Origin of the sequence: Arthrobacter zhaoxinii (assembly GCF_025244925.1) — a bacterium.
Taxonomy (GTDB): domain Bacteria; phylum Actinomycetota; class Actinomycetes; order Actinomycetales; family Micrococcaceae; genus Arthrobacter_B; species Arthrobacter_B zhaoxinii.
The window spans coordinates 935,285-947,623 of sequence record NZ_CP104275.1 but is presented as its reverse complement, the minus strand read 5'-3'; the positions used below and the strand labels follow the sequence as shown (position 1 = coordinate 947,623).

Genomic DNA, 12,339 nt, shown 5'->3' with positions numbered 1-12,339 from the left:
GGGTTTCGGGCAGATAAGCGGCACCGTTGTGGGCTACGACTACGGCACAGACATGGACTTGCGAATGAATTAGACTGCCTGCTTCCGAAGCCGGCGGCGTTCGCGCTCGGACAGTCCGCCCCAGATCCCGAACCGCTCGTCATTGGCCAGTGCATATTCCAGGCACTGCGAGCGGACATTGCAGGCCGCGCAGACCTTTTTGGCGTCCCTGGTGGAGCCGCCCTTTTCCGGGAAAAACGCTTCGGGATCGGTCTGCGCACAGAGGGCGTCCGCCTGCCACCCCAGTTCGCCTTCGTCGGCGTAGTCCTGGCCCAGGCCGGGCAGGCCGATCCAGACGGGCCGGCTGTCGGACTCGGCCGGAGCCTGGAACAGCGAGACGGGCGGGTCCAGCACCAGGTCCTCTTCGGCGGGAGCCTCCGCCAGGGCCTCATGCGCTGCGAGGAAAACAGTGGCCTGGTCCTCGAGGGAACCGGCCGTTTCCCGGCGGTAGCGCTCGGCAGCAGCCGGGTCTGCAGGATCCACGTACCAGTCGACGGGGACACCCCTTGAGCCGTAACTGGCCGAAGCCTGCTCGGCGATGACGGTACTGTCCTGCGTTTCTTCTGCCTGCCCCATGGAGTCCTCCCGGTGTTGCTGCTCCAGCGGCGGCTGTGTGGTGGAGCCGGCAGGGCCTGGGCCCTGCGGGTCCTCCCATATGGCTGGAACAAATCCGATACCTAATTACACGCGTGTAATACGGCTCCGTCAAGCTGTTCAGGCATCCTATAGAGTTCAATCGACGGATGCGGGGAACGCCACGCCCGGGATTCTGCTCATTTGCCCGGCGCGTCGCAGGTCACATTGGTTCCGGGTTCCGGAAATCCGATGATCCGGCGCCTTGTGCGTCCCCTCCGTTACGTAAGGCCGGGGCATCCCCGCGGCCCGCAGGAACCAACGAAAGAGGGCTTTTTCCATGACCATGTCTGCTGTCGGCACCCTACTGTCCGGGCTGCGTACGCACCAGGCCACTTCCCCTGCCCTGATCTGGTACGGCGAAGGCGGCGAGCGCATCGAGCTTTCAGGAAAGGTGCTGGACAACTGGGTGGCCAAGACCTCGAACTTCCTCGTCGACGAACTCGATGCCGAGCCGGGCCTGCGCCTGAGGCTCGACCTGCCCGTCCACTGGAAGACACTGGTGTGGGTCCTGGCCGCCTGGCAGACCGGCTGCACCGTGATCCTCGGCTCAACGAACGAAAGCGGCCCGGCCGACGTCACTGTGACGGCGGCTCCGGAGAGCGGCGCCGCAGGCACCGTCGTCGCGGTTGCGCTGGGCGCGCTGGAGCTGGCATTCGGCGCGGACCTGCCGTCCGGCGTCGTCGACTATGCCGCAGAGGTGCGCTCCTACGCCGACACGTATCTGGAGGGCAGCCAGCCCGACGCCGGCCAGCCCGCCCTGGCGGCCGCGGGCGCAACGGACGCGCGCAGGCTCAGCGGAACCGTCTCGTACGGAGACCTCGGAGGCCTGTTCGAAACCGGAGGCGGCAACGCTGAAGTACTGCTGGCTGCGGGCACGGACCTGCCGCTCATCCTGGAAGGAGCGGTGGCCGCCTGGGCTTCGGGCGGCGCCGTCGTGCTGACGGCAGCCGGAGTTGAGCCCAACGAGCGCGTGCTGGCGTCGGAGCGGGTTACTAAGCGCTTGGAGGCTTAGCCGCACCGTAGTGGTGGGCACGGCCGGGCTGGACCGCGGGCTCGTCGAGCAGCTCGTGGTCCTGCTCAAAGCCGGGTTCCTGGTCCAGTTCGGCGTTGAAGACCCAGAACCGGTACGCAAAGAACCGAAGAACGGTGGCCACGGCGATGCCCAGCACACCGGCGAGGAACAGCATGTTCTTGTCCTCGATACCCATCGGGTAGCGGGCAACCCAGGTGAACCCGGTGGAAATAACGATGCCCACGCCGTTGATGAGGACGAACAGTCCCAGTTCCCTGCCTACGTTGTCCACACTGCGGCGGCGGCGGAAGGTCCAATAGCGGTTGGCAACCCAGGACACCATGGTGGCGACGACGGCACCCACAAAGCGCGCCTTTACCTCGCTGCCGGACATCGGTCCGTGCATCAGGTAAAGGGTAAGGCCGTTGTCGACGACGAACGCCACGGCACCGACTGTGCCGAACTTGGCAACCTCGCGCCAAAAAAGGGACACAAGGCCCCGAAGCCGATCTGACAGCGATGTATTCATGACCCTCCGAGGCCCATCCACGGCAGCACTTGCGGAAAACCCCGGAAAGAGTAGACGACTGCCCGTACCCGCCGCGCGGACGCACGGCGGTCAACTGTCGATATTACCGCCCCTTTATGGGAGTTTCCCGGGGCACCGGAGTCAGGCGGGGCCGCCGGACGGGAATTGAAACCCTTTTCGGTACGCTTAAGGCGTGGATTTCCCAATTATCGGCGTGATAGGCGGCGGCCAGCTCGCCCGGATGATGGCCCCGGCGGCCACAGCCCTCGGATTCGAGCTGCGCGTGCTCGCCGAGGGACCCGATGTGTCCGCTGTGGCGGCCGTGGCCAATGCCACAGTGGGTGATTACCGAAACTTCGCCGATCTGGCGGACTTCGCCGCCGAAGTGGACGTTGTCACGTTTGACCACGAGCATGTGCCCGGCGAGCACCTGCGGGCCCTCGTGGAGAAGGGCATCAACGTCCAGCCCGGCCCTGCCGCGCTGATCCATGCCCAGGACAAACTGGTTATGCGTGCCGCCGTGGAGCGTCTGGGACTACCCAATCCGCGCTGGGCCGAGGTGTCAGACCCCGGGGAGCTGGTGTCCTTCGGCAGTTCCACCGGATGGCCGGTGATCCTGAAGACGCCGCGCGGCGGCTACGACGGGAAGGGCGTCCGCATTGTGGCCGACGCCGAGGCTGCCTTGGACTGCGCCGACTGGTTCGGTTCCGGCCCGCTGCTGGCCGAGGAGAAAGTACCGTTCCGCCGGGAATTGTCCGCCCTCGTGGCCCGCACTCCCAGCGGAGAGAGCAGGGCCTGGCCGATTGTCGAATCCATCCAGGTCGACGGCGTCTGCGACGAGGTCCTTGCCCCCGCCCCTGATCTGGACCCTGCCGTCGCGGAGGCGGCCGCGGCCGCGGCACTGCGTCTGGCCGGGGAACTGGACGTCACCGGAGTGATGGCGGTTGAACTCTTCGAGACCCCCGGACGCGGTCCGGGATTCCTGATCAATGAACTGGCGATGCGGCCGCACAACTCCGGTCACTGGACCATGGACGGATCCGTGACCGGACAGTTCGAGCAGCATCTGCGGGCGGTCCTGGATCTCCCGCTCGGCGCAACCTCCCTTCTGGGCGGCGCTGCCGTGATGAAAAACTTCCTCGGCGGGGGCAACAGCGACCTGTTTGCGGCCTATCCCCTGGCCCTGGCTGCCGAACCCGCCGCCAAGGTCCACACCTACGGCAAATCCGTACGGCCGGGACGTAAGATCGGCCATGTTAATGCCGTGGGCTCCGCCGACGACATCCCCGCCCTCCGCCGCAGTGCCGGCCGGGCAGCTGCCATCATCCGTGACGGCCGCGACCCCCTGAAGGAGAACTGAACGATGCCCCACCGTGCCACCACGCCGCTGGTAGGCGTCGTTATGGGTTCAGACTCCGATTGGCCGGTCATGGACGCAGCCGCAGCGGCGCTGGCCGAATTCGACATCCCCTATGAGGCCGACGTCGTCTCGGCCCACCGGATGCCCGCTGACATGCTGGAGTACGGCCGGGACGCCCACCGGCGCGGACTCCGCGTCATCATTGCCGGAGCGGGCGGCGCTGCGCACCTGCCCGGCATGCTGGCGGCTGTGACGCCGCTTCCCGTGATCGGAGTTCCCGTGCCGCTGAAGTACCTGGACGGCATGGACTCACTGCTCTCCATCGTCCAGATGCCCGCCGGGGTCCCGGTGGCGACCGTGTCCATCGGAGGTGCCCGGAACGCCGGGCTGCTGGCCGTCCGGATGCTGGCCGCAGGTACGGATCCCCTTGCCGCCCGGCTGCAGCAGCAGCTCATCGAATTTGCCGGGGGTCTGCGCCAGTCCGCCATGGCCAAGGGCGCCGCGCTGCGCACTTCCCTGGCCGGAACGGACTAGCCGCCATGAGCCAGCAACCCTCCGGCCACAGCTCCTACACGGATCCCGTCCGGTATCCCCAGACCGCCGCACCGGCTGTCCGCACCAAACGCGCCTTCATCCTCCTGCTGCTCACGCTGGTGCTTCCAGGATCGGCACAGGTGGTCGCCGGCGACCGGCGCCTCGGCAGACGCGCCCTGATGGTCACGTTCACCGTCTGGGCCGTGGCTGTCGCTGCCATCGTGCTGGCGGTCACCAACCGTGCACTGCTGATCAACATCCTGACCCACGGCTGGGCGTCGTTCCTCATCATGGTTGTCCTGGCGGTCCTCGCCGTAGGCTGGGGGCTGCTGTTCCTGAACACCCTGCGCATCATCCGCCCTCCCCTGCTCCAGCGCAATGTCCGGCCCCTGGTGGCCGCCTGCCTTGCCCTGCTGATGATCGCCACCAGCGGCAGCCTCGCCTACGGCGCCTATCTGCTGAACGTCAGCCGGCAGACCTTCGGCTCGATTTTCTCCTCGGGACCGTCCCTGGATCCCGTGGGCGGCCGCTACAACTTCCTGCTGATGGGCGGCGACGCCGGCGAAGACCGCACCGGTCTGCGTCCGGACAGCATCTCCATGATCAGCATCGACGCCAAGACCGGCAAACCGGTGACCTTCAGCATCCCCCGCAACTTCCAGAACGCCCAGTTCCCCGCCGATTCCCCGCTCCACGAGGTGTACCCCGACGGCTACAACTGCGGCGACGAATGCATCATCAACAGCCTTTACCAGACGGTGACGGAGAACTACGCCGATCTGTACCCCGGGTCCGACGATCCGGGGGCCGAAGCCATGATGGACGCCGTCAGCGGCACCCTGGGGCTTGAGGTGCAGGCCTACGTGATTGTGGACATGCGCGGCTTTGAGCAGCTGGTCGATGCCATGGGCGGCGTTACCGTGAATTCCGGCGGCTGGGTGCCCATCACCGCCGGGGAGATCCCCGGCACCAACCGGCACTACCCGCCGGACGGCTGGATTCCCCCGGGAACCCAGACCCTCGACGGCTATCACGCGCTTTGGTATGCCCGCTCACGCGAGTTCGTCACCGATTACCATCGGATCGCCCGCCAGCAGTGCGTCCAGCAGGCCATGATTAAGCAGATGGACCCGGCGACCCTCCTCACCCGCTTCCAGGCAATTGCCTCAGCCGGCGAAGAGATCGTGGAAACCGACCTGCCGCAGGACCAGCTGGGCAGCTTCGTGGACCTGGCGCTGAAGGCAAAGGGCCAGCCCATGGAGCGCATGACCATCGGTCCGCCGGACTTCGGCTCGGCAGCAGACAACTTCGTTACCTATCCGGACTTCGACCTGATCCGCTCCCGGGTACAGGAGTTCCTGGCCGGAACCGAGGCCGAACCGGCCCCCGCTCCGGCAGAAGAGGCTGCCCCCGAAGCAGCGCCTGTCGAAGAGGCCGCTCCCGCCGAAGAAGCGGCTCCTGCCGAAGCCGCGCCGGATGCGGGCACGGACGGTGAAGCAGCCGACGGAACCGCGATTAGCGAGGTTCCGCAGGAGGAAACCGAGATCACGGTGGAGTATCTGCAGTACCTTGCCGAGATCGGCGACGACGCGACCCTCGGCGCGCTCCTGAACAACAACGGCGAATGCAGCGCGGGGTAATCCGGACTGTTTTCCCTCTCCCCTGACTCCCCGACCCGAAAGAGGCCCGTGTACCTGCTTCGGAACACCCTTCGCCCCTACGCCTGGGGTTCCACCACGGCGATCGCTGAACTGTTCGGCCGCGAACCCTCCGGAGAGCCCGAGGCGGAACTGTGGATCGGTGCGCATCCGGGGGCGCCCTCCGCCCTGGTGCCGCCCGTGGACGGCAGCGAGACGCTCGATGAGCTGATTGCCGCCGATCCCGTGCGGATGCTCGGTGCCGGCACCGCCGCCCGGTTCGGACCCGAGTTGCCGTTCCTGGCCAAGATCCTGGCGGCCGGTGCTCCCCTGTCGCTGCAGGTCCACCCCACGCCCGAGCAGGCGCGTGCGGGCTACGCCGCGGAAGAGGAGGCCGGCATTGACCGCGGAGCACGGGAACGCAATTACAAGGACGAGCATCATAAGCCGGAGATGATCTTCGCGCTGGCGCCCTTTGAGGCACTGTGCGGGTTCCGGAACCCGGACGAGGCTGCGGGGCTTTTCCGTGCCGTGAAGGCAGCGGTCGCCGCCTCCGGCCGCGAGGTGCCCGAGCTGCTGGAATGGATTGTGGCGGAGCTGTCCTCCGGGCATCCCGCGCCCGACCGGCTGGAGTCAGTGTTCAGCACCCTGATCAGAGACGGGGAAGCGGTGCGCGGGGCTGCCGAAACCGCCGCTGCTGCGGCAGGGGCGGCGGGCTCCGACGGCCCTTACGGCCGCGAACTGGCCACCCTGGCCGAGCTGAACGGCTATTACCCGGGCGATCCCGGCGTCCTGATTTCCCTGCTGCTCAACCGGGTCTCCCTGCAGCCCGGGGACGCCGTCTACCTGCCGGCCGGCAACGTCCACGCCTACCTCAGCGGACTGGGTGTGGAAGTCATGGCGGCCTCCGACAATGTCCTGCGCGGCGGGCTGACGCCCAAGCACATTGACGTGCCCGAGCTGTTGAAGACCGTGGATTTCCGTCCCCTGGGCGTCCCGTACCTGTCCGCCGACGAGGCCGGGCCCGGACAGCAGGTGTTCCGTCCGCCCTTCGAGGAGTTCGCGCTCCAGCGCCTGGAACTGGCGCAGGGACCCGCAGGCACCCCCGGGGATTCCCTCCCGTCCGAGGTGCCGGTGCTGCAGAACGGGCCGACTGTGGTCATCGCGGTGCGGGGCACCGTCGTCCTGTCCTCCCCCGCCGGCAGCCTCGCGCTGGAGGCCGGGCAGAGTGCCTTCGTTCCGGCGGCCGACGCCCCCGTCACGGCCCGGCTCGCCGCGGACTCGGCCCAGCACGACGCCGGCGCGCTCGCTTTTGCGGTGTCCGTCGGGACGGTGCCGGACGGGGAACTGGACGCTCCCCGCCTGGATCTGTAGGACCCGGGCCCTACCGGTAGGGCCCGGCTCTACCGGCCGAGCCGGCCTTTGACGGCGGCAAGCACGCCGCGGGCCTTCCGCATCCCCGTCTTGGCCAGCGGCAGCGCGGTGGAGAAGACCGGGTAGAGCGGCGAAAGGGGCTTGTCCCAGGTGCCGGCCAGCTGGTCCTCGTGCTTCGCCCAGCCCATCTTGAACTTCGAGACACCGTCATTGAGCAGGCCGTTGAAGTCATACCGGGTGATTCCACGCTCCTTCATGTCGGAGATGGCGTGCCATTTCAGGGCGTAGTTCGCCCGCAGCCGTTCGCCTTCCTCCGTCATTCCGCCGTAGAGCTCAAACGAGGTGTAGTCACTGGTGGAAAGCCACAGGAACGCAACCACATCCTCACCCTTGAAGGCTGCGTAGACCGGTGAATCCTCGCCCAGGTTGTCGAAGATATCCAGGTAGTAGGAATCCTCGTGAATGCCGAAGTTCGCCCGCTGGGCGGTCAGCTTGTAGACCGCCAGGCATTTGGCGATTTCCGGCCGCGTTACGCGCCGGTACACCAGATCCTCGCGTCCGGACTTGCGGATGTACTGGCGGTGTTTTTTGCTCATGTCCCCGGACAGGTCCTCGAGGCTGCGCTGCAGGTCCAGGATCAGCGTCCGGCCGATGAGGATGGTGTTGTCACTGCTCCGGAAGCCGAGGCCGGGCAGCCCCGCCACCAGCTTCCCGTCCGCATCCCAATCGGGTTCGATGGACAGCGCCACCGCGGAATGGGCGCTCTTGACGTAATCCGCAACGGCGTCCAGGACGTTCAGTTCCCGTCCGGGTTCGCCCTGGGGTCCGCGGGGGATGTACGCCAGGGCGCGGAAGGGGAAAGGCAGGGAGCGCAGCAGGACCTGGGCACATCCGATGACCGTGCCCGAGTCGTCGCTCACCAGCACACGGTCCACGCTCCAGCCGTGGTCGGCCTTGGTCTTTCCCCAGCCCCACAACTGCTGCGGATGTCCGCGGAAGCGGTTAACGGTTTCGTTCCAGGAGGCGGCATCGGAGCAGGGGGTAACGCGCAGTGTCATGTCTTCCAGCCTACTTGGCTCCGCCGCCGCACTCGAAAAACGGCGCCTGGCTCCCCGAGCCGGCCCCCGCCCGAAAAAAACAGCACGCACGGCCTGCCAATGCGGCAGGCCGTGCGTGCTGTTTAGTGTCGGACTAGTTCGAGCGGGCGTAGGACTCCCACTTGTGTGCCTGGTGCTCGCCTTCCACCACACGGATGGTGCCGGACTTGGAGCGCATCACGATCGACTGGGTCAGGACCTGGTCCTTCTTGTAGCGCACGCCCCGCAGCAGGTCGCCGTCGGTGATGCCGGTGGCAGCGAAGTAGCAGTTATCGCTCGTCACCAGGTCGTTGGTGGACATCACGCGGTCCAGGTCATGGCCGGCGTCGATCGCCTTCTGCTTCTCGTCGTCGGAGGTCGGCCACAGCCGGCCCTGGATGACCCCGCCCAGCGTCTTGATCGCGCAGGCGGTGATGATGCCCTCGGGCGTGCCGCCGATGCCCATCAGTGCGTCGACGTCGGTGCCTTCACGGGCGGCCGCGATGCCGCCGGCTACGTCGCCGTCCATCAGCATCCGGGTGCGCGCGCCGGCGTCGCGGATTTCCTGCACCAGGGGCCTGTGCCGGTCCCGCTCCAGGATCATCACGTTGAGCTGGTTGATCTTCTTGCCCTTGGCCTTGGCAATCAGGTGCAGGTTCTGCTTGACCGGCAGGCGCAGGTCCACCATGTCGGCGGCTTCCGGGCCCGTCACCAGCTTTTCCATGTAGAAGACGGCCGAGGGATCGAACATGGTGCCGCGTTCTGCGACCGCCAGCACGGCCAGGGCGTTGTTGATGCCCAGCGCCGTCAGGCGGGTGCCGTCAATCGGATCCACCGCGACGTCGCACAGTGCGCCGGTGCCGTCACCCACGTGCTCGCCGTTGTAGAGCATCGGCGCTTCGTCCTTTTCGCCTTCACCAATGACCACAACGCCGTTGAAGGAGACAGTGGAAATGAGTGAACGCATCGCATCCACAGCGGCACCGTCGGCCGCGTTCTTGTCTCCGAAGCCCACCCAGTGGCCGCCGGCGATGGCTGCTGCTTCGGTGACACGGACAAGTTCCAGGGCCAGGTTACGGTCCGGCTCTGAGTCCCCGACTGCCAAGTTGGGGGAAAGGGTGGAGTACTGGGCACCTTGGGACACGTCAAACCTCATCTTCGAAATTTTGCTCTGCCAGCCGCTCCGAAGCGGTGGCCTTTGTCCGATCATAGTCTGCGTGTCATGCCTCACCACCCCGGCGCAGCATTTCACCTGCCGTTGTTTCGCGGAGTAGGACATCGCGTCCGCATAAGAGATTATGGAGGGGTGAGTGAAACGCAGCCGGACCCCCAGCACACCGACCAGCCCGTAACACCGGTATTGACCGCCAAGCAGGCCAAGCGGGCCAATGCCACCGTGATGGGCATGCTGATCGCCACAGGCCTCACGCTGGCGCTGTGCCTGGTGCCGGTGCTGCTCAACCCCGCACCCAAAATGCAGGCCCGCAACGTGGACGTGGCCGCCGCAGCCAACCAGGCCGCCGGCGACGCCGGGTACCGCCCGCTCGCCGTGGACCTTCCGGACGGCTGGAGCGCCAATTACGCCCGCTGGAACGCCGGGACCAATGACGGCGTGCCGAACTGGGAGGTGGGATATCTCACCCCGGAGACCGAGTTCATCTCACTGACCCAGACCAACGCCGCTAACCCCACCTGGATCTACGAGCACACCGGCAATTCAACGGTCTCCGGTGAACGTCCGGCCGGCGGAGTCACCTGGGAGCTGCGCGATTCCTCCAACGGGGAGGCAACCATGGTCACGGAGATCGAGGGCCAGACCCTCCTGCTGTCCGGTTCCGCCGATCTGGCGGAGTTCGATGTCCTGGCCGAACATGCGGTCCGGGACCTGCGCGGCAACTGAGCCCCGTCTGCCGGGCCGGCCGCCTGAAGGAGTAACCTCGGTAGCGTGGAAACAGCGAACGAAAACATGATCACTCCCGCCCGGGCCTGGCAGAAGCTCCGCGAAGGCAACGAACGTTTTGTGGCCGGCAGCGCCAGGCACCCGAACCAGGACGCACCGAGGCGCAGTTCGCTGGTGGAGGGGCAGAACCCGTTCGCCGTCATTTTCGGCTGCTCGGACTCCAGGCTTGCTGCCGAGATCATCTTCGATCTTGGCCTCGGCGACGCTTTTGTGGTCCGCACCGCCGGACAGGTCATTGACGACGCCGTGCTCGGCTCGCTCGAGTACAGCGTGGGCACCCTCGGTGTCCCCCTTATTGTGGTGCTGGGCCATGACAACTGCGGCGCCGTCACTGCCGCGAAGGCCACCGTGGATACCGGCGAAATGCCCACCGGGTACGTCCGTACCCTCGTGGAACGGATCACTCCGTCCGTGCTGGCGGCACAGCGCAAGGATCTGCACGAGGTCAACGACATGGTCGTGGAACACACGAAGCAGACGGCGGAACGCCTGGTGGAAAGCTCCCGGCTTATCTCCGCGGCAGTCGAGGAAGGACGCGTGGCCGTGATCGGCCTGTCCTACCGGTTGGCGGAAGGCAACGCCGAACTGGTCTCCGGTTTCGGCGCCCTGGAACACCCGGCTGTCCTGCGCTCGGCCGTGCCGAAGTAGCGGTTATCGCTGCGGTGCCTTCGGAGATTAGGCTGGGGGACATGACTTCTGACACCTCCGAATACCGCATCGAACACGACACCATGGGTGAGGTCCGGGTTCCGGCCTCCGCCCTCTACCGCGCCCAGACACAGCGCGCGGTCGAGAACTTCCCCATTTCCGGCACCACGCTGGAACCCTCGCACATCGAAGCGCTGGCCCGGATCAAGAAGGCCGCCGCGACCGCCAATGCAGAGCTGGGAGTGCTCGACGACGAGCGCGCCCGGGCCATTGAAAAGGCCGCGGACGCCGTGGCGGGCGGTACCTACAACGACCAGTTCCCGATCGATATCTTCCAGACCGGTTCCGGCACGTCCTCGAACATGAACACCAACGAGGTCCTCGCCGAGCTCGCCACCCGTGCGCTGAAGGAAGCCGGCAGCGAGACCAGCGTCCACCCGAACGACCACGTGAACGCCTCGCAGTCCTCCAACGATGTCTTCCCGACGTCGGTGCACGTTGCCGCCACGTCCGCGCTGATCAACCATCTGATCCCCGCCCTCGAACACCTGGCCCTCTCGCTGGAACGCAAGGCCGTGGAGTTCAAAGACGTGGTCAAGTCCGGCCGCACCCACCTGATGGATGCCACCCCGGTCACCCTCGGCCAGGAATTCGGCGGCTACGCCGCCCAGGTCCGCTACGGAATTGAACGCGTGCAGGCTTCCCTCCCCCGCGTGGCCGAAGTACCGCTGGGCGGCACCGCCGTGGGCACCGGCATCAACACTCCGGCCGGTTTCCCCCAGCGCGTCATCGAGCTGCTGGCCGCAGACACGGGCCTGCCGCTGACCGAAGCCCGCGACCACTTCGAAGCACAGGCCAACCGCGACGCGCTGGTCGAGGTTTCGGGCATGCTCCGCACCATTGCCGTTTCCTTCTCCAAGATCGCCAATGACCTGCGCTGGATGGGTTCGGGTCCCAACACGGGCCTGGGCGAGATTGCCATCCCCGATCTGCAGCCGGGCTCCTCGATCATGCCGGGCAAGGTCAACCCCGTCATTTCCGAGGCCGTTATGCAGGTTGCCGCACAGGTAGTGGGCAACGACGCCGCCGTCGCCTGGGCGGGCACCTTCGGTTACTTCGAACTCAACGTGGGCATCCCGGTGATTGCCGCGAACCTGCTCGAGTCCATCCGCCTGCTCGCGAACTCCTCCCGCGTGATGGCGGACAAGATGATCGACGGCATTGAAGCCAACGTCGAGCGCGCCCGTTACCTGGCCGAGGCCTCCCCGTCCATCGTGACCCCGCTGAACAAGTTCATCGGGTACGAAAACGCGGCGAAGATCGCCAAGTACTCGGTCAAGGAAGGCAAGACCATCCGCCAGGCCGTCGAGGACCTGGGTTACCTGGAACGCGGCGAGCTCACCGTGGAACAGCTGGACAAGGCACTGGACGTCCTGTCCATGACGAAGCCGCCGCAGGCCTAGTAGGCACCCACTTAGCGAAGGGGCGTCCGTAATCTGATCTGCCGGATTACGGGCGCCCCTTCGCTGTGCCC

Annotated in this window: 12 protein-coding genes; 8 read left to right on the top strand and 4 right to left on the bottom strand. The window is 66.5% G+C overall.

The window, feature by feature from the left end; all coding sequences use genetic code 11:
- Positions 1 to 69 precede the first annotated feature (69 nt).
- Positions 70 to 615: a WhiB family transcriptional regulator gene (locus N2K95_RS04480; RefSeq protein WP_255793247.1), complete on the bottom strand. Its 546-nt coding sequence runs from the start codon at positions 613 to 615 to the stop codon at positions 70 to 72.
- 337 nt (positions 616 to 952) lie between these two features.
- Here N2K95_RS04480 and N2K95_RS04475 point away from each other — a divergent pair, with 337 nt between their 5' ends.
- The gene (locus N2K95_RS04475; protein ID WP_260653101.1) at positions 953 to 1,687 is read left to right on the top strand and encodes a TIGR03089 family protein; all 735 of its coding nucleotides are present in this window, start codon (positions 953 to 955) and stop codon (positions 1,685 to 1,687) included.
- Here the strand turns inward: N2K95_RS04475 and N2K95_RS04470 are convergent.
- Positions 1,668 to 2,216, bottom strand: a complete 549-nt coding sequence (locus N2K95_RS04470; RefSeq protein WP_260653100.1) for a GtrA family protein — start codon at positions 2,214 to 2,216, stop codon at positions 1,668 to 1,670. The two genes, N2K95_RS04475 and N2K95_RS04470, sit on opposite strands and share 20 nt — an antisense overlap.
- A gap of 193 nt (positions 2,217 to 2,409) precedes the next feature.
- Between N2K95_RS04470 and N2K95_RS04465 the strand changes: the two genes are divergently transcribed.
- From N2K95_RS04465 to manA, 4 genes are read left to right on the top strand one after another with little or no spacing between them, the layout of a single operon-like run.
- Positions 2,410 to 3,576, top strand: coding sequence for a 5-(carboxyamino)imidazole ribonucleotide synthase (locus N2K95_RS04465; protein ID WP_260653099.1), 1,167 nt, complete (start codon positions 2,410 to 2,412; stop codon positions 3,574 to 3,576).
- A 3-nt stretch (positions 3,577 to 3,579) separates the two neighbouring features.
- A complete protein-coding gene (gene purE / locus N2K95_RS04460) occupies positions 3,580 to 4,110 on the top strand; it encodes a 5-(carboxyamino)imidazole ribonucleotide mutase (protein WP_255793243.1) in 531 nt (176 codons plus the stop codon).
- Between the two features lie 5 nt (positions 4,111 to 4,115).
- A complete protein-coding gene (locus tag N2K95_RS04455) occupies positions 4,116 to 5,750 on the top strand; it encodes an LCP family protein (RefSeq protein WP_260653098.1) in 1,635 nt (544 codons plus the stop codon).
- 48 nt (positions 5,751 to 5,798) lie between these two features.
- Positions 5,799 to 7,121: a mannose-6-phosphate isomerase, class I gene (manA, locus tag N2K95_RS04450; protein ID WP_260653097.1), complete on the top strand. Its 1,323-nt coding sequence runs from the start codon at positions 5,799 to 5,801 to the stop codon at positions 7,119 to 7,121.
- A 29-nt stretch (positions 7,122 to 7,150) separates the two neighbouring features.
- On the opposite strand, the gene N2K95_RS04445 is transcribed toward manA, so the two are convergent.
- The gene (locus N2K95_RS04445; protein ID WP_260653096.1) at positions 7,151 to 8,179 is read right to left on the bottom strand and encodes a lipid II:glycine glycyltransferase FemX; all 1,029 of its coding nucleotides are present in this window, start codon (positions 8,177 to 8,179) and stop codon (positions 7,151 to 7,153) included.
- A 133-nt stretch (positions 8,180 to 8,312) separates the two neighbouring features.
- On the bottom strand, positions 8,313 to 9,353 hold the full coding sequence (glpX, locus tag N2K95_RS04440; protein WP_260653094.1) for a class II fructose-bisphosphatase: 1,041 nt from the start codon (positions 9,351 to 9,353) through the stop codon (positions 8,313 to 8,315).
- Between the two features lie 150 nt (positions 9,354 to 9,503).
- On the opposite strand from glpX, the gene N2K95_RS04435 reads away from it, so the two are divergent.
- From N2K95_RS04435 to N2K95_RS04425, 3 genes are all read left to right on the top strand, one after another.
- Complete coding sequence (locus N2K95_RS04435; RefSeq protein WP_260653093.1) at positions 9,504 to 10,097, top strand: DUF4245 domain-containing protein; 594 nt, start codon at positions 9,504 to 9,506, stop codon at positions 10,095 to 10,097.
- 66 nt (positions 10,098 to 10,163) lie between these two features.
- Positions 10,164 to 10,805 carry a carbonic anhydrase gene (locus N2K95_RS04430; RefSeq protein WP_255793543.1) on the top strand — a complete coding sequence of 214 codons (642 nt, stop codon included), beginning with the start codon at positions 10,164 to 10,166 and terminating at the stop codon, positions 10,803 to 10,805.
- Positions 10,806 to 10,846: 41 nt separating this feature from the next.
- Entirely contained in the window at positions 10,847 to 12,268 is a 1,422-nt protein-coding gene (locus N2K95_RS04425; RefSeq protein WP_260653092.1) for a class II fumarate hydratase, read from the top strand.
- Positions 12,269 to 12,339 lie beyond the last annotated feature (71 nt).